This window comes from Saccharomonospora piscinae (assembly GCF_005862235.1).
In the GTDB taxonomy this organism is placed as follows: Bacteria; Actinomycetota; Actinomycetes; order Mycobacteriales; family Pseudonocardiaceae; genus Saccharomonospora; species Saccharomonospora piscinae.
In genome coordinates, this window is record NZ_VCEK01000006.1 from 54,775 (window position 1) to 73,339 (window position 18,565).

At 72.7% G+C, this 18,565-nt stretch carries 19 protein-coding genes; 2 read left to right on the forward strand and 17 right to left on the reverse strand.

The window, feature by feature from the left end:
• Positions 1-201 precede the first annotated feature (201 nt).
• The 7 genes from rpsO to FFT09_RS20930 all read right to left on the reverse strand — a co-directional run bounded on the left by rpsO (position 202) and on the right by FFT09_RS20930 (position 6,515).
• Positions 202-471: a 30S ribosomal protein S15 gene (gene rpsO, locus FFT09_RS20900; protein ID WP_081190383.1), complete on the reverse strand. Its 270-nt coding sequence runs from the start codon at positions 469-471 to the stop codon at positions 202-204.
• A gap of 119 nt (positions 472-590) precedes the next feature.
• The gene (locus FFT09_RS20905; protein WP_081190384.1) at positions 591-1,148 is read right to left on the reverse strand and encodes a 2'-5' RNA ligase family protein; all 558 of its coding nucleotides are present in this window, start codon (positions 1,146-1,148) and stop codon (positions 591-593) included.
• Positions 1,149-1,173: 25 nt separating this feature from the next.
• Positions 1,174-1,653 carry a helix-turn-helix domain-containing protein gene (locus FFT09_RS20910; protein WP_081190385.1) on the reverse strand — a complete coding sequence of 160 codons (480 nt, stop codon included), beginning with the start codon at positions 1,651-1,653 and terminating at the stop codon, positions 1,174-1,176.
• A 132-nt stretch (positions 1,654-1,785) separates the two neighbouring features.
• Positions 1,786-2,745 (reverse strand): bifunctional riboflavin kinase/FAD synthetase, encoded by a 960-nt coding sequence (locus FFT09_RS20915; RefSeq protein WP_081190558.1) that lies wholly within the window; start codon positions 2,743-2,745, stop codon positions 1,786-1,788.
• 33 nt (positions 2,746-2,778) lie between these two features.
• On the reverse strand, positions 2,779-3,666 hold the full coding sequence (gene truB, locus FFT09_RS20920; protein ID WP_081190386.1) for a tRNA pseudouridine(55) synthase TruB: 888 nt from the start codon (positions 3,664-3,666) through the stop codon (positions 2,779-2,781).
• 43 nt (positions 3,667-3,709) lie between these two features.
• Complete coding sequence (locus FFT09_RS20925; RefSeq protein WP_138383752.1) at positions 3,710-5,053, reverse strand: MFS transporter; 1,344 nt, start codon at positions 5,051-5,053, stop codon at positions 3,710-3,712.
• A gap of 136 nt (positions 5,054-5,189) precedes the next feature.
• Positions 5,190-6,515 carry an MATE family efflux transporter gene (locus FFT09_RS20930; RefSeq protein ID WP_138383753.1) on the reverse strand — a complete coding sequence of 442 codons (1,326 nt, stop codon included), beginning with the start codon at positions 6,513-6,515 and terminating at the stop codon, positions 5,190-5,192.
• Between the two features lie 50 nt (positions 6,516-6,565).
• Between FFT09_RS20930 and FFT09_RS20935 the strand changes: the two genes are divergently transcribed.
• Positions 6,566-7,600, forward strand: a complete 1,035-nt coding sequence (locus FFT09_RS20935; protein WP_138383754.1) for a TRM11 family SAM-dependent methyltransferase — start codon at positions 6,566-6,568, stop codon at positions 7,598-7,600.
• A gap of 169 nt (positions 7,601-7,769) precedes the next feature.
• Here FFT09_RS20935 and rbfA read toward each other — a convergent pair whose 3' ends face one another.
• The 6 genes from rbfA to rimP form a co-directional block, all read right to left on the reverse strand.
• Positions 7,770-8,213 carry a 30S ribosome-binding factor RbfA gene (rbfA, locus tag FFT09_RS20940; protein ID WP_024877462.1) on the reverse strand — a complete coding sequence of 148 codons (444 nt, stop codon included), beginning with the start codon at positions 8,211-8,213 and terminating at the stop codon, positions 7,770-7,772.
• Between the two features lie 17 nt (positions 8,214-8,230).
• Complete coding sequence (locus FFT09_RS20945; protein WP_081190390.1) at positions 8,231-8,524, reverse strand: DUF503 domain-containing protein; 294 nt, start codon at positions 8,522-8,524, stop codon at positions 8,231-8,233.
• A gap of 66 nt (positions 8,525-8,590) precedes the next feature.
• The gene (gene infB, locus FFT09_RS20950) at positions 8,591-11,503 is read right to left on the reverse strand and encodes a translation initiation factor IF-2 (RefSeq protein ID WP_138383755.1); all 2,913 of its coding nucleotides are present in this window, start codon (positions 11,501-11,503) and stop codon (positions 8,591-8,593) included.
• Between the two features lie 76 nt (positions 11,504-11,579).
• Positions 11,580-11,843: a YlxR family protein gene (locus FFT09_RS20955; protein ID WP_244231446.1), complete on the reverse strand. Its 264-nt coding sequence runs from the start codon at positions 11,841-11,843 to the stop codon at positions 11,580-11,582.
• 131 nt (positions 11,844-11,974) lie between these two features.
• Entirely contained in the window at positions 11,975-13,018 is a 1,044-nt protein-coding gene (gene nusA, locus FFT09_RS20960) for a transcription termination factor NusA (protein ID WP_024877459.1), read from the reverse strand.
• Complete coding sequence (gene rimP, locus FFT09_RS20965; protein WP_081190393.1) at positions 13,015-13,554, reverse strand: ribosome maturation factor RimP; 540 nt, start codon at positions 13,552-13,554, stop codon at positions 13,015-13,017. The genes nusA and rimP overlap by 4 nt, the downstream gene beginning before the upstream one ends.
• A gap of 91 nt (positions 13,555-13,645) precedes the next feature.
• Here rimP and FFT09_RS20970 point away from each other — a divergent pair, with 91 nt between their 5' ends.
• A complete protein-coding gene (locus FFT09_RS20970) occupies positions 13,646-14,635 on the forward strand; it encodes a ferritin-like domain-containing protein (protein ID WP_138383756.1) in 990 nt (329 codons plus the stop codon).
• A 29-nt stretch (positions 14,636-14,664) separates the two neighbouring features.
• Here the strand turns inward: FFT09_RS20970 and FFT09_RS20975 are convergent, their stop codons facing one another.
• The 4 genes from FFT09_RS20975 to FFT09_RS20990 are packed head-to-tail and all read right to left on the reverse strand — an operon-like array spanning position 14,665 to position 18,513.
• The gene (locus tag FFT09_RS20975) at positions 14,665-15,381 is read right to left on the reverse strand and encodes a hypothetical protein (protein ID WP_024877456.1); all 717 of its coding nucleotides are present in this window, start codon (positions 15,379-15,381) and stop codon (positions 14,665-14,667) included.
• 50 nt (positions 15,382-15,431) lie between these two features.
• Complete coding sequence (locus FFT09_RS20980) at positions 15,432-16,460, reverse strand: aminotransferase class V-fold PLP-dependent enzyme (RefSeq protein ID WP_138383757.1); 1,029 nt, start codon at positions 16,458-16,460, stop codon at positions 15,432-15,434.
• Positions 16,461-16,498: 38 nt separating this feature from the next.
• Positions 16,499-18,010: a PH domain-containing protein gene (locus FFT09_RS20985; protein ID WP_081190395.1), complete on the reverse strand. Its 1,512-nt coding sequence runs from the start codon at positions 18,008-18,010 to the stop codon at positions 16,499-16,501.
• On the reverse strand, positions 18,007-18,513 hold the full coding sequence (locus FFT09_RS20990) for a PH domain-containing protein (protein WP_138383758.1): 507 nt from the start codon (positions 18,511-18,513) through the stop codon (positions 18,007-18,009). The genes FFT09_RS20985 and FFT09_RS20990 overlap by 4 nt, the downstream gene beginning before the upstream one ends.
• Positions 18,514-18,565: the final 52 nt, after the last annotated feature.

Here is an 18,565-nt window from a genome sequence, read left to right on the forward strand (position 1 = left end):
CTGGGCGGACGCCTCCCCGCTCGTCGGGGCACGCGCGAGGCACGAGGCCGGTCATCGATCGAAGCCGACGGGTCTTGACCCGGCGGCCACTACCGAGGACCGGCTGCGGCGTCCTCGTGCGCAGGTGCGCTCGCCCATCATCTTGCTCTCTTTGTGCCGAGGGGGCGCGACCCTCGCCGGGTCACGCCCCCTCGGAGTCTGTCATCGACGCAGACCGAGTCGCTGGATCAGCGAACGGTACCGGGCGATGTCCACGCGCGTCAGGTAGTTGAGCAACCGGCGGCGGCGGCCGACCAGCAGCAACAGGCCACGACGCGAGTGGTGGTCCCCCTTGTGCATCTTCAGGTGCTCGGTGAGACCGGTGATCCGCTTCGTCAGCATGGCCACCTGGGCCTCGGGCGATCCCGTGTCGGACTCGTGCAGCCCGTACTCCGCGAGGATCGACTTCTTCTGGTCGGTGGTCAGCGCCACGCGTTCACTCCTTGTGATTGTGCCGTGTCGGGTCGAACGAGTACCGGCCACCACGGACCGCAGCCGGACTCCACCGTCCGAGCCTATCAGCCGCCCGAGGCCACCGCGCTCGCGCACAGTCAGCGCGGCACGTCGAGCCCTACCCGGTCCACCACGCCGTACCGCGGCCCGACCCCTGGCTCACCTGCGGGATCGCTGCGCAGCAGCACCACCTCCCGCGCCGTCCACGCCGGGCCCGCGAACGCGGTGAGTGAGCGCCGCCACCGCTCGATGGCCGCCTGCGCCGCCCGGTCCTCGCGGTGGGTCCCGCGCCGGGCGAGCGCCAGCGTGAGGTGGCCGACGTAGGGCCGGTCCCTGCACTCGGGCCGCGCCGCCTCGGCGAGCGCGGCCAGTCCCTCGCCACGAACCCCCAGCCAGAGCACTCCCCGAAACGATCCCGCGCCGGCCAGTCTCACCTCGGTGGCCGCCTGTCCCGACAGCCGCTCGCGCAGCCAGCGGCTACGGGGCTCCGGCGGTTCGTGACCGTAGAAACCGAGCGTGACGTGCCACTGCGCCGCCGCCGTCCACCGGAGCGCGGAGTCACCCTCGACCCGGTGCGACCGCAGCTCCCGGCGCAGCGCGGTCACCACCTCGGGCGGCGGGACGACGGCGCTGAACAGCTTCACCCGGTCCGGCACGCGGTCCAGTGTCCTCTCCCGGGCACTACTCGGTCTTGCCAGCCCTGCGCAACAGGTCGGCGATGGCCGGGAAGTCGGTGTCGAGCCGCTCGGCGGCCTCGAGCAGGTTCTCCTCCTCGGCGATCTCGCGCAGTGTTCCGAGCACCGTGGTCTCGTCGGGCCCGAGCCCGACGGGGAAGCTGTCCCGGTTCACCGTCGGACGGGACGCCTTCACGTCCTCCAACGCCGTACGGAGTGCCTCCTTGGTCCCCGCGGCCACGTCCGGGGTGAGCACCTTCCGTTCGAGCATGATCAACCGCGCCAGCACGACCGGATTGCCGATCTTCGCCCGGCGTCCGCTCATGACCTGACTCAACATGGGAGCGCTGATGCCCAGCACCTCAGCCAGATACGCCTGGGAGACGTCGAAGGCGACCACGAGTCTGCGTACCCGGTCCCCGAGTGGCTCGCCGTACCACTCGCGCTGCAGCGCGATGTTCCGCTGGACGATCTTGTGGTCATCCACGGTCGAGTTCCGCTCCCCTCCACGGCACCGACCGGCGGGGCACCGGCCCGTGTCCAGCATCTTGTCAGGCCCCGCGACGGACCGGGGCCGAATGGCCGAGACATTCGCAATCGCACCGTCCGGTGCGGCGGCTCACCGGCGCAGCAGCTCGCGGGTGCGCGCGACGTCGTCGTCGATCTGCGCGACGAGCCCCTCCGGGCTCTCGAAAGTGACCTGCCCGCGCAGCCGGGTCACGAAGTCGAGCGCCACCTGCTGCCCGTAGAGGTCGGCGTCCAGTTCGAGCACGAAGGCCTCGACGGTGCGCTCCCGGCCGGAGAACGTCGGGTTGGTGCCCACCGACACGGCGGCGGGCAGGCGCTCGTCCTCCCTGCCCTGCCGCACGAACCAGCACGTGTAGACGCCGTCGGCGGGCACGGCCGCGAACCGGGGCAGCGAAAGGTTCGCCGTGGGATAGCCGAGTTCACGGCCACGGCCGTCGCCGCGCACGACGATGCCCTCCAGCCGGTGCGGCCTGCCCAGTGCCTCGGCCGCCGCCACCACGTCGCCCGCGTCGATGCACGACCGGACGTAGGTCGACGAGTAGGTGATCTCGGTGGTGTCGCCGTCCTCGGGAACGGCGCGGCCCCGCAGCGTCGCCTCGTGCGCGGTGAAGCCGAACCGCCTGCCGAGTGCGCGCAGCGTCTCCACGGTGCCCGCGGCCTTATGGCCGAAGCGGAAGTTCTCGCCCACGATCACGGTCGCGGCATGCAGGTGGTCGACGAGGACCTCGTGGACGAACTCGTCGGGACTGAGCCGCGACAGCTCCGGTGTGAACGGCAGCACCGCGAACACGTCGACGCCGAGCTGTTCCACCAGATCGGCCTTGCGGGTCAGTGTGGTGAGCTGTGCGGGATGGCTGCCGGGACGCACCACCTCGGTCGGGTGCGGGTCGAACGTGAGCACCACGCTGGGCAGCCCCCGCTGCCGCGCGGTCCGCACGGTCTTCTCGATCAGCGCCTGGTGTCCCCTGTGGACGCCGTCGAACACGCCTATCGTCACCACGCACCGGCCCCAGTCGCCTGGCAGATCCGCCACACCACGCCATCGCTGCACGTGGTGCAGCGTAGCCGCCTGCCGGGGGATCACTCAGGCGGGATCGAGCACCACCACGGGGCGCGCGGTGCGCCCGGTGTCGTGCGCGAGCGCCAGCACGTGCCCGTCGGGGGCGAACACGCCGTAGGTTCCGCTGAGTCCCGCCGCCGGGACCCGCTGCCCGTGCCGGACGGCCTCCGCCACGAGTGCGTCGACGTCGGCGCGCGGGAACGCGGCGGCCACCGCCTCGCCCAGATCCAGCGACAGTCCGGGGTCACGTTCGACGTCGTCGAGGGAGCGCGCCTTCGCCAGCGTGAACGGGCCGACGGAGGTACGCCGCAACGCGGCCAGGTGACCGCCGGTCCCGAGTCCCGCCCCGAGGTCGCGCGCGAGCGCCCGCACGTAGGTGCCCGAGGAACAGTCGACCATGACGTCGAGTTCGACCCGTTCGCCCTCCCTGCGGGTGGCGAGCACGTCGAAGCGGTACACCGTCACGGGCCGGGCGGGCAGGTCGACGTCCTCGCCCGCCCGCACCCGGGCGTACGCCCGCTTGCCGTCGACCTTCACCGCGCTCACCGAGCTGGGCTTCTGCTCGATGTCCCCGGTGAGTGCGGCGATTCCCGCCGCGATGTCGGCGTCGGCCACCCCGGAGGCGTCGCCGCGGGTGAGCACGTCACCCTCGGCGTCGTCGGTGGTCGTCGCCGCGCCGAGAGCGATCGTGGCCAGGTAGGTCTTGCGGTCGAGCGCCAGATGCCCCAGCAGCTTCGTGGCGCGTTCCACGCCCAGCACGAGCACACCGGTGGCCATCGGGTCCAGCGTGCCCGCGTGCCCGATCCTGCGGGTGCGCAGGAACCGGCGGGTTTTCGCGACCACGTCGTGGGACGTCATCCCGGCGGGCTTGTCGACGATCAGCAGGCCGGGCGGAGGGGGTGGAGCGGGCACGCCCGCACTGTAGTCGCCGCGTCCCCGGCCGAGCGGGGCGGTGTCACACCGGCGACGGCGCGCGGTTCAGGCCGTGCCGCACGGGACCGTCCCAGCGGTGACGGCGCAGCCGCACCGGCACCGTCTCCCCCCTGGCCTCGGCGTCGAACACCGCGGCCCTGGCCCGAAGCCACCACACGCTCATGCGCCACCCGCCGAACGCGAGCATGACCACCATCGTCAGCAGCGCGACGCGGTAGTTGCCCCCCGTCGCCTCCAGCAGCAGCCCGATCACCAGGGCCGCCACCGTGGTGGCCACGAACCCGCCCACGTTCACGATGCCCGTCGCGGTGCCCACCCTCGGCAGCGGGTTGTAGTCGCGGGCGAGCGCGAAACCGATCGTGGAGAACGGCCCGCCCAGCGACAGCACCGTGAACGCGGGGATCAGCACCCCCACCGGTACCTGGCCCGGCCAGCTGAGCAACACCGTCCAGCTAAGCCCGACCGCCACCAGGTAGGTCACGACGAGCGGCATCCGCAGCTCCGGCCTGCGCCCGACGAACCCGCCGAGCAGCGGTCCGCCGAGCATCGCCCCGATGACGAACACCGCGAGCAGCGAACTCGCGGTGGTGGCCGGGTAGCCCTGGCCGTCCACGAGGAACGGCAGCCCCCACAGCAGGACCATGACGTTCTGGCTGAACGGGGCGGAGAAGTGCGTCCAGAAGCCCAGCCGGGTGCCCGGCACCCGCAGCGCCGTCCGCAGCTGGGTCACCACGTCCGAGGCCGACGCCGCCGGTCCCGCGGCCGTACGGGTGGCGGGGGTGTCGCGCACCCGCAGCGTCACCACCGCCGTGAACGCCAGTGTCACCAGCCCCGCGGCGAGAAACGTCGGGGTCCAGCCCGGTCCCGCGAGCAACAGGGTCAGCGGCAGCGTCGCGGCGAGGTTGCCGACGAAACCGAGCGCGCCGGTCAACGCGGTGACGAGCATGTACTGGCGGCCTGGGAAGTGGCTGGCGGCCAGGCGCAGCACCGACACGAAGGTGAGCGCGTCACCGAGCCCGAGCACACCCCGCGCCACGAGGGCGACCGCATAGGTGTGGGCGACGGCGAGCAGCACCTGCCCCAGGCCGAGGAAGACGAGGGCCACGGTGAGGACCCGGCGCGGGCCGAACCGGTCGACGAGCACTCCCGTCGGCACCTGCATCGCCGCGTAGACGCCGATCTGCAGGACGGTGAAGGTGGCCAGCGCGGTGGAGCCCACGCCGAAGCGCTCCGCGGCGTCGAGGCCCGCGACGCCGAGCGAGGTGCGGTGGAAGACGGCGAATGTGTAGACGGCGGCGGCGGTCAACCAGATCAGCCACGACCTCAGCGGCGCTGTGGTCGCGGTCGTGGCGGGTCGGGACGACACGAAGGCTTCCTCCCCAGGGGTGGTGTGTCGGTGGGCACGGACGGGCCGGGGCGCGACACTGGGCTCCCTTGGTTGTATCGCCTACGCATCTTCGATACTTACCCGTGACCTCGGTGTGCTTGGCCACAGTTCGCGCTCAGCCCGCGTGATCGCGCACGGCCCCCACCACGGCCCAGCGCCCGGAGCGCCACCGCACGAGCACGAACACCAGCCGCAGCACCATGAACAGCGTGAGCCCGGTCCAGATGCCGCTCAGCCCCCAGCCCAGCGCGAGCGACATCCAGATCAGCGGCAGATACCCGAGCACGGCGCTGCTCAGCGTGGCGTTGCGCAGGAAGGTCGCGTCGCCGGCGCCGAGCAGCACGCCGTCGAGCGCGAACACCAGCCCGGCCACGGGTTGCAGCGCCACGAAGAACCACCACGCGTGCGGCACGGCCGCCAGCACGCCCGCGTCACTGGTGAACAACTGGGGCAACACCGGAAACGCCAGTGCGAACAGGACTCCGAGCGCGCAGCCGAGAACCACGCCGTAGCGGACGATCTGCGCGGCGATCCCCCGCGCCCGCGGCGAATCCTTCGCCCCCAACGCCGCCCCCACGAGCGACTGCGCGGCGATGGCCACCGAGTCCAGCACCAGCGACAGGAAGATCCACAGCTGCCACACCACCTGATGAGCCCCGACCGCCTCCGTGGAGGTGCGGGCGGCCACCGTGGTCGCCGAGAGGAAGCACGCCTGGAAGGCCAGGCTGCGCAGCACCAGGTCCCGGCCGAGCCGCAACTGCGCCCACATCACCGCGGTGTCGGGCGCGCGGAGACTTCCTTCCCGCACGAGTGCCCGCAGGAAGAACCCGGCGGACACGGTCTGGGCCACCACGTTGGCGACCGCCGAACCTTCCAGCCCCCAGCCGACCGGATACACCAGGACGGGACACAGCGCGGCCGACAACGCGTTGCCCGCGAGGACGTACCGCAGTGGCCGGACGGCGTCCTGCACGCCGCGCATCCACCCGTTGCCCGCCATCGTCACGAGGATCATCGGCGTGCCGCACAGCGCGATGCGCAGCCACGACACGGTGGCCTCGGCGACGGCCGCGTCCCCCGACATGGCCCTGGCCACGGGACCGGCCAGCAGTTGTCCCGCCACCAGCACCACGACACCGACGGCGAGCGCGAGCCAGGTCGCCTGCACACCCTCGCCCACGGCGTCCGCGCGGCGGCCCGCGCCGTGCAGCCGCGCCGTGCGCGCGGTCGTGCCGTAGGACAGGAAGGTCAGCTGCGTGGAGACCAGCGACAGCAGGGTGCCCCCGAGCGCCAGCCCCGCGAGCGGCAGCGCACCGAGATGGCCCACCACCGCGGTGTCGACGAGCACGTACAGCGGTTCGGCGGCGAGCACGCCGAGGGCGGGGACGGCCAGGCGCCACACGTCGCGCGCCGGCACGCGCCGGGACAGGGTGTCGGTCACGTCGGGTCAGCGTAATCGGACCCCCGGACACACTCTAAGCTCGACCGACGATGCCCGAGTACGCCGTGCTGATCCTGCCCTCCGCCAACCGTGTCTACACCGACACCGCACCCAGGCTCGTTCGAGCCGAGGTAGCGGCCTTCGCGTCGAGCCTCCTGTCGGTCGCCGTGACGGACACCGGAACGCGCGCGATCGGCGGGGTCGACTACGTCACCCTGACCACCGACCGGCCGCTGGCCGGGCGGGACGTCGCGGCCCTGTCGAACGTCTCCTCGGCCTACGCCCTGTTCGAGATCACGGGTGAGCTGCTCCGGCCGCTGACCATGACCCCGGCGGCGCGGTTCGACTCCGACCTGCTCACCATCCAGAAGTATCCCGGCAAGACCAACGAACAGTTCACCCAGCTCGTGCTGAACCTCACCGTGCTGGCGTCGGAGAAGGCCACCACCGCCTTCGAGGGGCCGCTGCACGTGCTCGACCCGCTGTGCGGCCGGGGCACGACCCTGAACCAGGCCATGCGCTACGGCTACGACGCCACCGGGGTCGAGGTCGCGCCCAAGGACTTCGAAGCCTACGAGCGCTTCATCAAGACCTGGTTGCGGAGCAAGCGGTTGAAGCACACGGCGACGTCCGGGGTACTGCGGCGCCACAAGGTCCGGCTCGGGCAACGGCTGGAGATCACCTACGCGGAGAGCAAGGAGGCGCAACGCGCGGGTGAGTCGCGCAGCCTCACCTACTACAACAGCGACACGCTGCGCACCGACGAGCTACTGCGGGCCGAGTCGGTGGACGTGATCGTGACCGACGCGCCCTACGGCGTGCAGCACGGCAGCCGGGGCGACGACGACTCGCTGGCACGCAGCCCCCGTGACCTGCTCGCCGCCGCGGTCCCGGTGTGGACCCGCGTTCTGCGGACGGGCGGCGCGCTCGGCATCTCGTTCAACACCCACGTGCTGAGCCACGACGAGATCACCGCCGTCCTCGGCCGCGCCGGGCTCACCGTGGTGACGGGGCCGGGCTACGACGGCCTCGCCCACCGGGTCGACCAGGCCATCGTGCGCGACGTGGTGGTGGCGCGAAAGTAGCCGGGGCCCGGCGTCAGCACTGCGGCGACGGGCGAGGCGGCGCGTCACCGCGCCTGCACTCCGCGAGCACGGTCGCGGCGTCCGGCGCGTCAGGGCCGGCTCCCCCGCCCCGGCCAGGTCGCATTCGATCTCGGCGATGATCCGCGCGTGGCGCGCGGATCGCGGCTCGTCAGTCGTCGTCATCGTCCTTGACGCGGTACGGATCGGGCTCACCCGCGGGCTGTGCTCCGGTGGCCAGCCGCGCCACCTCGGCGTCCGCGTCCCTCGCCTTCGCCAGCAGGTCGTCGATGTGGCGCGCGTCGTGCGGCAACTGGTCCGGCACGAAGGTCAGGGACGGCGTGTAGCGCACGCCGGTGCCCTCCCCCACCTTGGTCCGCAGCACACCGCGCGCCGACTCCAGCGCGGCGGCCGCTCCGGCGAAGTCAGGGGACTCGTCGAGCCGTTCACCCAGCACCGTGTAGTACACGGTCGCGTCGCGCAGGTCCCCGGTCACCCGGGCATCCGTGATCGTCACGTTGCCCAGCCGGGGGTCCTTGATCTCGTGTTCCAGCGCCGACGCCACGATCTGCGCGATCCGCTTGGCCAGCCTTTTCGCCCGTGCCTGGTCCGCCACGGCGCATCCCCTTCTCTCTAGTCCTCAGGGCCGAGCAATCGGCGGCGCGCCGACAGCAGCTCGACCTCCGGGCGCCCCGCCACGGCCCGCTCACACGCGTCGAGTACGTCCCGCACGTGCTCGCCGTCGGCGGCGACCGCGGCGACACCCAGCAGCGCGCGACGGTGCAACGACAGGTGACCTGCCTCCGCGACCGCCACGTCGAAGTGCCGTCGCAACTCGGCCACGATCGGCCTGACCGCCGAGCGCTTCTGCTTCAGCGACCGGACGTCGCCGAGCAGCACGTCCAGCTCCAGAGTTCCCACGAACATCGTGTGTGTCCCCCACCGCTGACGCGGGGGCCAGGCGGATCGGACTCCGCCCGGCCCCGGCTCAGCTCACTCGCGCGGCTTCTCGCGCAGCTCGTAGGTCTCGACGACGTCACCGAGCTTGATGTCGCTGAACTTGCCCAGCGTCAGACCGCACTCGAAGCCGTCGCGGACCTCCACGACGTCGTCCTTGAACCGCCGCAGCGAGTTGATCGGCAGGTTCTCGGAGACCACCACACCGTCCCGCAGCAGGCGCGCCTTGGCGTTGCGGCGGATCTCGCCCGACGTGACCAGACACCCGGCGATGGTGCCGTGCTTCGAGGACTTGAACACCTCGCGGACCTCGGCCTTGCCGAGCTCCACCTCCTCGTAGATCGGCTTGAGCATGCCCTTGAGGGCCTGCTCGATCTCGTCGATCGCCTGGTAGATCACCGTGTAGTACCGGACGTCGACGCCCTCGCGGGTGGCCCGCTCGGTCGCCTTGCCCTGTGCCCGCACGTTGTACCCGATCACGATCGCGTCGGACGCCGTGGCGAGGTCGATGTCGCTCTCGGTGACCCCGCCGACGCCGCGGTGGACGATCGTCAGGTCGACCTCGTCGCCGACGTCGATCTGCATCAGTGACGCCTCAAGCGCCTCAACGGTACCCGAGTTGTCACCCTTGACGATCAGGTTGAGGGTGTTGGTCTCCTTCAGTGCGGAGTCCAGGTCCTCCAGGCTGACGCGCTTGCGCCGCGCCGCGTTCTCGGCGTTGCGGATGCGGGCCTGCCTGCGCTCGGCGATCTGCCGGGCGACCCGGTCCTCCTCGACGACGAGGAACGTGTCGCCCGCCCTCGGCACCGACGTGAACCCGATGACCTGCACCGGCCTCGACGGCGTCGCCTCGGCGACGTCGCGGTTGTGCTCGTCGACCATGCGCCGCACGCGGCCGTAGGCGTCGCCCGCCACGACCGAGTCGCCCGTGCGCAGGGTGCCGCGCTTCACCAGCACGGTCGCCACCGGGCCCCGGCCGCGGTCCAGGTGTGCCTCGATGGCGACACCCTGGGCCTCCATGTCCGGGTTGGCCCGCAGGTCCAGCGACGCGTCGGCGGTCAGCACGATCGCTTCGAGCAGCGCGTCGAGGTTGAGACCCTGCTTGGCGGAGATGTCGACGAACATCGTCTCGCCGCCGTACTCCTCGGCCACGAGGTTGTACTCGGTGAGCTGCTGGCGCACCTTCGCCGGGTTGGCACCCTCGACGTCGATCTTGTTGACCGCGACCACGATGGGCGCCTTGGCCGCCTGCGCGTGGTTGATCGCCTCGACCGTCTGCGGCATCACGCCGTCGTCGGCCGCGACCACGATCACCGCGATGTCGGTGGCCTGCGCACCACGGGCACGCATGGCGGTGAACGCCTCGTGACCCGGGGTGTCGATGAAGGTGATCAACCGCGAGTCGCCGTCGACCTCCGTTTCGACCTGGTAGGCACCGATGTGCTGGGTGATCCCGCCTGCCTCGGCCTCGGCGACCTTCGCCTGCCGGACCGTGTCCAGCAGCTTGGTCTTACCGTGGTCGACGTGACCCATCACGGTCACCACCGGCGGCCTGGCACGCAGCTCGTCCTCGCCGCCCGCGTCCTCACCGTAGGTGATGTCGAACGCCTCGAGCAGCTCGCGGTCCTCCTCCTCGGGGCTGACCACCTGGACGTTGTAGTTCATCTCCGAGCCGAGCAGTTCGAGCACGTCCTCGGAGACGGACTGCGTCGCGGTGACCATCTCGCCGAGGTGGAACAGCACCTGGACCAGCGAGGCCGGGTTCGCGTCGATCTTCTCCGCGAAGTCCGTCAGCGAGGCACCCCGGGGAAGCCGGATGGTCTCGCCGCCGCCCTTGGGCAGACGCACGCCGCCGACCGACGGCGCCTGCATGTTCTCCATGTACTCCTGGCGCTTCTGGCGCTTCGACTTGCGGCCCTTGCGCGAGGGGCCACCGGGGCGCCCGAAGGCACCGGCCGTGCCACCACGGCCACCGGGACCACCACGGCCACCGCGGAAGCCGCCGCCACCGCCACCGGGGCGGAAACCGCCGCCACCGCCGCCGCCGCTGCCGCCGGGGCCACCGCGGAAGCCGCCGCCACCGCCACCGCCGCCGGGACCGCCACGACCACGACCGCCGCCGGGACCACCACCGGGTCCGCCACGGCCACCCGGGCCGCCACGACCACCGGGACCACCGGCCGGACGCGCGGGCCGGGACGGCATCATGCCGGGATTCGGCCTCGGCGGCATGTTGCCGGGGCTCGGCCGGTTACCGCCCGGAGCGCCGCCCCGGGGACCCGCCGGACGCTCGCCGCCACCGGGCCGCTGGCCACGCTCGCCCTGCTGCCCGCCGCCGGGGCGGGGGGACGAGGGACGCGGGGCCGGGGAGCCGGAGCCGACGCCGAACGGGTTGTTGCCGACGCGCGGGGACCGCGGACCCGGCTTGGGGCCGGGCTTGGGTCCCTGCGGCTTCGGCGGCACGACCGAACCCTGGTCCTTCGGGTTGGCCTTGGCCGCGGGCGCCTGCTCGGTCTGCTTGGGCGCGGGACCGGGCTTCGGCGGCCGGGGGCCGGGCTTCGGCGCCTGCTGGCCGGGCTTCGGCTGCGCGGGCGGCTGCTGCGGCTGCGACTGTGGCTGCTGCGGCTGCGGCTGCGACTGCGGTTGCTGCGGCTGCGGCTGCTGCTGCGGTCGCTGCGCCGGGCTCGGCGGTGCCGAGGGCTTCGGCGCGGGGGTGCCACGACCCGACGGGCCCGGCTTGGGGCCGGAGGCGCGGTCCTTGCCCGCCCCCTTGTCGGGCTTGCCGTCCTTGCTGACGAACGCGTCCCGCAACCGGCGGGCCACAGGGGCCTCGACGGTGGAGGACGCCGATTTGACGAACTCGCCCTGCTCCTTCAGCTTGGCGAGTACTTCCTTACTGGTCACACCGAGCTCTTTAGCGAGCTCGTGTACGCGGGCTTTGCCTGCCACTGCTCTCCTCAACTGGTGAGGTCGGCGGCGCAACCCGCAGACCTCGTCCTATCGTCGCGCGTTCATGGCTTCAGCTTCACGGCTGACTCATGACGGGTCGACCTGCTTCCTTGTTCCGGTCCGGACGCGGGGGCTCCGTGTCCGTTCTGCTCTCGGTGAGCCGCTCGACGTGCTGCCACACACCGGTGGTGTCCAGCGCTGCCCTGGCCCGGAGGGCCCGGGGAAACGCCCTGCGGCGTTCGGCCCTGGACACGCAGCCGGGGTCCGGATGGACCCATGCTCCGCGCCCGGGCAGTCTCCGCCGCTCGTCGACGACCGCGTGACCGGCAGAGGCGACCACGCGGACCAGATCACCGACCGACTCCCGCCGCCGACATCCGACACACAGGCGGACCGGCGTGGATCCGCCCGTGTGTCGCGTCGAAGTCGGCTGTGGGTGTCGCACCACAACCCAGTTTAGACCTTGGTCAATCAGTCGGCGGAACCGGTCGGCGCCGGATGCCGTTTCTCGGTCGGCTCCACCTGACGCTGCCCCGTCTCGGGGGCCGCGTCACTGCGGATGTCGATCCGCCACCCGGTGAGCCGGGCGGCGAGCCGCGCGTTCTGACCTTCCTTGCCGATCGCCAGGGACAACTGGAAGTCCGGTACGACGACCCGGGCCGTCTTGGCTCGCTCGTCGACCACACTGACCGACACAACCTTCGCGGGCGACAGCGCATTCCCGACGAAGCGCGCGGCGTCGTCCGAGTAGTCGATGATATCGATCTTCTCGCCGCCGAGTTCGCTCATGACGTTGCGCACGCGCGCGCCGACGTGCCCGATGCACGCGCCCTTGGCGTTCACCCCGGGGACCGTGGACTGCACGGCGATCTTGGAACGGTGCCCGGCCTCGCGGGCCACGGCGGTGATCTCCACCGTGCCGTCGGCGATCTCCGGCACCTCCAGCGCGAACAGCTTGCGCACCAGGTTCGGGTGTGTCCGCGACAGCGTGATCTGCGGTCCCCGCATCGACCGGGACACCCCGACGACGTACGCCTTGAGGCGCGAGCCGTGCTCGTACGACTCGCCGGGGACCTGCTCGGCGGCGGGCAGCACGCCCTCGGTGTCGCCGACCTGCACGACCACCATGCCCCTGGCGTTGGCCTTGGCGTCGCGCTGCACGACACCGGCCACGATCTCGCCCTCCTGGGCCGAGAACTCGCCGTAGGTCTTCTCGTGCTCGGCGTCCCGGAGCCGCTGCAGGATCACCTGGCGGGCCGTGGCGGCCGCGATACGGCCGAACCCCTCCGGGGTGTCGTCCCACTCCTCGGCGACCTCACCGACCGGGTCCAGCGTGTACGCCAGTACCCGCACGTAGCCCGTGCGGCGATCAATGTCGATCTTGGCGTGGGGCTGGTGGCCCTCCGTGTGCTTGTACGCCGTGAGCAATGCGCTCTCGATGGCTTCGAGCACCGTCTCGAAGGGGATGTCCTTGTCCCGTTCGATCGCGCGCAACGCCGCGATGTCGACGTTCACCTCGACTCCTCCTTCGCTTCGGTGCCGTCACCGATCTTGCCCGACGCGTCGGCCTCCAGCAGCTTCAGCTCGTCGGCGGGCGGCTGCTTGAACTCGACCTCCACGACGGCCTTGCGCACGTCGGCGTAGCGCAGGTCGCGTATCTCCCCGTCGACCAGTATGCGCACCGAGTTCTCGGCCGCCGCACCGACACGGCCGACGTAGGAGGAACCCTCCTCCGGAGTGACGTTCACCAGCCGGAATCTCGCTCGGCGCCAGTGCCGTGGTCTCGTCAACGGCCGGTCGAGTCCCGGCGAGGTCACCTCCAGCGTGTAGGCGCCCGCGATGAGGTGCTCGTGCTCGTCGAGCACCGCGGAGACCGCTCTGCTGATCTCGGCGACCTGGTCGAGTTCGACGCCGTCCTCGCCGTCGACCACGACCTTCACCAGCTTGCGCCTGCCCGCCTGCTGCACGTCCAGCGCGTCGAGGTCGAATCCCGCGGCCCCGACGGCCTCGGCCACGAGTGGCTCCAGCCTGCTGGCGAGTTCGTTGGGCACCGTGATGCTCCCTGTTGTTGTTCTCGAAAGTGGTGGTCCAGCTTATCGTGTCCCGACCGGCCCCCGCCGGACGTCGCCCCGTGCTGGCAGGATGCACGGCGTGACATCCCGATCTCCCCGTCCCGCGCTGACCCGGCGCACACTCCTGCGAGCCGCGGGGCTCGCCGCGCTGGCGGTCCCGGCCTCGGCCGGTCTCACCGCGTGCGCGTCCGGTTACGAGGACGCCCCCGACCCGCTGCGGCCGCTCTGGCTGCGTGCCGCCGCCGACGCGAAGGCCGCCGACGCGCTGGGCGGCTCCGGCCCTGGTGCGGCGCCGGCCGCGGAGAGCGCGCGCCGGATCGCGGCGGTGCGCTCGGCGCACGCCGACGCGCTGCGCGCCGAGGTGCGGCGCCTCAACCGGCCCGTCGACGAGAACGCGAAGCCGGGGCCGGCACAGTCGGTCGACGACATCGGGCAGCTGTGGACCCGGCTGGCCGAGGCCGCCGAGCAGGCGCGGCGCCTCGCCGCCGAGGCGCCCCGGCACCGGGCCGGCCTGCTGGGGTCGGTGTCCGCGGGATGCGCGGCGGCACTGCAGCTGGACGACTCCCGGCGCGGCGACGTCGACACCGGCGTGGACCAGGTGACCGTCACCACGCTCGACGACGACACGGCCGCCGCGCTGCAGACCGCGCTGGCGGCCGAGCACGCCGCGTGCTGGGTCTACGACCTGTCGCGGGCGTTCCTGTCGGCCGACTACGACAACGGCCTCACCGGTGGGTGGCGCGCCCACGCCCAGCGGCGGGACGCCTGCGAGCGGGTCCTGGCCGGAGCGGGGCACACCCCGGTCGCGGCCGAGGCCGCCTACGTGCCCGCCGAGCCGGTCACCGGAGCCGAGTCCGCCGCCCGCGTGGTAGCGACCGCCGAGTCGGACACCGCGGCCGGGTGGCACGGAGTGCTCGAACGCACCGACGACGCGACGGTGCGGACGCTCGCGGTGCAGTGCCTCACCGGCGCCGCGACGCGCGGCGTCCACTGGCGCCGGGAGGCCGGGATCGAGCCGGTCGTGCCGAACCTGCCCGGACGCGAGTCCGTCGCGTCCTGACGGCGGGCCGGCGGTGAGCCGGCGGAGACTCACCCCGCGCGCAGGTGCTCGGTCAGCCGCACGGCGTCGGTGCTGATCTTTTCGAGCAGTGCCGGGTCACTGTGCTCGGCGAAGAACGCGGCCTCGACGATCGTGACGTCGCGGCCGTCGACGACGGAGTGGTACTCGCCGTTGGCGACCACGGGTGCTCCGGGCAGCTGCACCGTGCCGTCCCTGGCGAGGTCGTGGACGTTGCCGGTGCCGTCGGTGTCGGTGACCGCCTTGAGCTGCTGCGCCGCGCCGCCGGCGGGCATGGTGACCGTGACGACGGACACCAGGGCCCTCGCCTGGCCCTCCTGGACCGTGTAGAGGCCCCGCAGCACCCGCTCGCACGGGTTGCCGGCGAACCAGTCGATCATGTCCCCGTAGGAGTTGGCCGAGCAGTCGGTGGCCTCCTCGGGCCCTCCGACCACTTCGTAGGTGTACGGCCCCGAGGTGAGTGGGCTCGCCGGGGGTTCGGCGGCCTCGGGCGTGCCCTGGACTCCGCCGTCACCGCCGGAGCGCAGCAGCCCCCACACGAGGCCCACCACGACGGCGACCCCCACGAGCAGCGCCCCGAGCATCACCGGCGTCGGGCCGCCTCCCCCCGGCGCGGGCTCGGGCGGGCCAGGGGCCGGTGGCCCGCCTGCCTGGCTCGGTGGCGAGCCGCCGGCGGGGCGGTGGCCCGGACCGCCGCCGACGGCGGGCAGCGGGGCCGTGTTGGTCACTCCGGGTCTGTGCTCCTGTGCAGCCACGGATCGTGACCGTAGTCCCCCGTTCAGGACAGCGCCGCCACCACCCGGTCGACATCGCGCTCCGTGTTGTAGATATGGAACCCGAGTCGCGCCGCGCCCGCCCGCACGCTGGCGACGACGCCCGCCTCCGCGAGCGCCTCGGCGGCACCCTCGCGGCGCAGCGACACGATGGGACCGCCCGCCTCGGGCAGTCCGAACCGCGCCCGCACCGCGTTCGCCAGTCCCACACCGTGATCCCGCACGGCGGCCAGATCCAGGGACGCGACGTAGGACAGCGCCGGAGCCGCGCCCGCGAACGCGAGCCAGGCGGGTGAGGTGTCGAACCGGCGGGCTCCGCCCGCGAGCCGCAGCGGCAGTCCGTAGATGCTGTCCCACGGGTCCTCGCCCGCGTACCAGCCCGCCCCCACCGGATGCGTCGACGCCATGGCTCTCGGGTGGACCGCGAGCCAGGCCGTGCCCCGGGGCGCGAGCAGCCACTTGTAGCCCGCGCCCACCACCCAGTCCGCCCAGTCCAGGTGCAGGGGGCGCCACCCTGCCGCTTGGGTGACGTCGAGCAGCACCGGCACCCCTGCGACGTCCGCGGCCTCGCGCAGGGCGTCCAGCTCGACCAGTGCGCCGTCGGCGGACTGGGCGACGCTGACCGCCACCAGATCGTGCCCCGCCACGGCGTCGGGCAGTGCCGACACCGGCACCTCGCCCACCGTCACACCCCGGTGGCGGTGCGCCGCGAACGGGAACGTCACGCTGGTGAACTCGCCGGAGGCGGCCAGCACGCGCGCACCGTCGGGCACTCCCGCGGCGACCATGCCCACCAGCGGCGACACCGCCGCACCCACCGCGACCCGTTCGGCGGGCACCCCCACGAGCGCGCCGAACGACGTCCTGGTGCTCTCCACCAGTGCGTCGAACTCCGGTGGCCGCTGCGCGCCCGCGCTCCAGCGCCGGACGAACTCGGTGACCTCGTCGGCGACGTGCGCGGGCGGTACGCCCACGGCGGGTGTGTTGAGATACCCGTCCGGGACGTCGAAGGCGGCATCGAAGGCGTGTCTCATGCCGCGACGCTAGCCTGTTCTCCCGCAGGCCGACCCCGTCAGGGCTCGGCGCGCTCCAGGAACGGGGCGAGCAGGCCGACAACGGCCTCGTCGGCGAAGGCCAGTCCGGCGTGCCGGTCCGCGTCGTGAGCCGAGTACGCCTGTGCACCCGCCGCCGTGGTGGCCGTGACCGTGAGCAGGCCGCGCCTGCGCTGGAAGTACGACTGCCGCAGCCGCCACCCGATCACGCCGCCGCGTTGCAGGGCGGCCGTGCTGCGGCGCACGGGACCGTGCCGCACGACGAGGTAGTCGCCCGTGATCCCGTGGCCGAGACTCCGGTAGGCCGCGAAGGCCAGCCCGACCGCCACCGGGACGAGCACGACGGCACTGATCCCCGCCACGATCAGCAGGACCGGCGCGATCGTGAGCCCGAGCACCACGAGCGGCAGCTCCACGGCGGCGACGGCGGCGAGCGCCCACCGCACCCGCCTGCCGCGCGCGGCCCTGGGATGGGAGCGCAGACCCGCCGCCGCCGTCGGGGACACGGCCTCGCGCAGCACCGCCGCGGCCACACGGTCGGCGACTGCCCGGGGCGCGGCGGGCTGCAGCGTGTTGTGAGCGCCCTGCTGGTCCTGCTTGCGCTGGGTGAGCCCGGTCGCGATGGCGTCCACGCGGGCGGCCCCCAGCAGCCGGTTCCCGAGCGGTTCGACGAGATCGACACCGCGCAGTCGGCGTTCCTCCACGGACAGCGAGCGGGTGGTGAGCAGTCCGCGCCGGACACGCAGCGTGCCACCGGGCTCCCGTTCCAGCCGGTACTGCCACCACATCTCCACGAACACCGCCGCGGCGGCGATCGCGCCGACGATCATCCCGATCACCACGAGGACGACGATCGCGGTGAGAAGCGGCAGCGCGCGCAGGCGGTCGAGCACCCACGTGACCACGCTGCTCTCCAGCCCGAACCACTGCGCCACCTGGAGCACCGCGCCGAAGGCCGCGGCCCCCAGCGCGGGCGTCACGAAGGACACCGGCGCGTACCGCACCCATGCCGGGTCCAGTGTGGAGAGAACACCGCTCTGTCGCGGGCCGGAGCCGGGCTCGGCCGCGTGGTCGAGTAGCGCCCGGCGCAGCCGGTCGGCCTCGCCTCGGCGGACGGGTTGCAGCGACAGCGAACTCTCGTCGCCCTCCGTCTGCTCGCCCGTGCCGACCTTCACATGCACCAGCCGGAACAGCCGCAGCAGCGGTGACGCCGAGATGTCCACGGCGCGAATGCGGTCGCGGTGCAGCGACCGCCTGCTGCGCACGACGATGCCCTTGCGCAGTTCGAACCGGTCGGGCAGCACGCGGTAGTGGAACCTGCGCCAGCGCAGGTGGTCCACCACGCAGGCCCCCGCCACGACGACGAGCACGCCGGAAACCAGCACCAGCACCGCCGCACCGGGGGAGAGCGCCCGGCTCAGCCAGTAGCCCGAGGGCACGGCCGCGGCGACGGACACTCCCAGCACGCGCAACGCGGTGACGGCGACCGTCAGCCGGTCGAGCTGCCGCCACGCCGCCACGGGCCCGGTCACGTCGCGTCCCCCGGCGTGGCCTGGGTGGTGCGGGTGAGCTGGTCGACGACCTCGGCGGCCCGGGCATGGTCGAGCCCGGGGATGGTGACGGCTCCCTTAGCCGAGGCCGTCGTCACGGTGACGGTGGCGAGCCCGAAGAGGCGTTCCAGGGGGCCCCGCTGCGTGTCCACGGTCTGGATGCGCGACATGGGCGCGATGCGCCATTCCTGCCACAGCAGCCCGGTGCGCGTGTAGACGGCCTCGTCGGTGATCTCCCACCGGTGGACGTGGTACCACCACAGGGGCAGCAGCACCGCGGTGGGAACGCCCACCGCCGCCACGGCGGCCAGCGCGATCGCCAGCCCCGTCCGGGCCGGCTCGATCAGCGACGTCAGCACGCCCAGCGCCACGAGCAGCGGGACGAGGCACAGCGCCCACTGCGTCCACCACCACAGCCGTGCCCTGCGGTCGATCTGGTGCTCCGGGGCACGCAACCGCAGGCCCCGGGTCTCCCCCTGTGTCACAACGTCCTCCCGGTTCGCGGCGGCACTCCGCCGCGATCACGCTAGCAGGGGG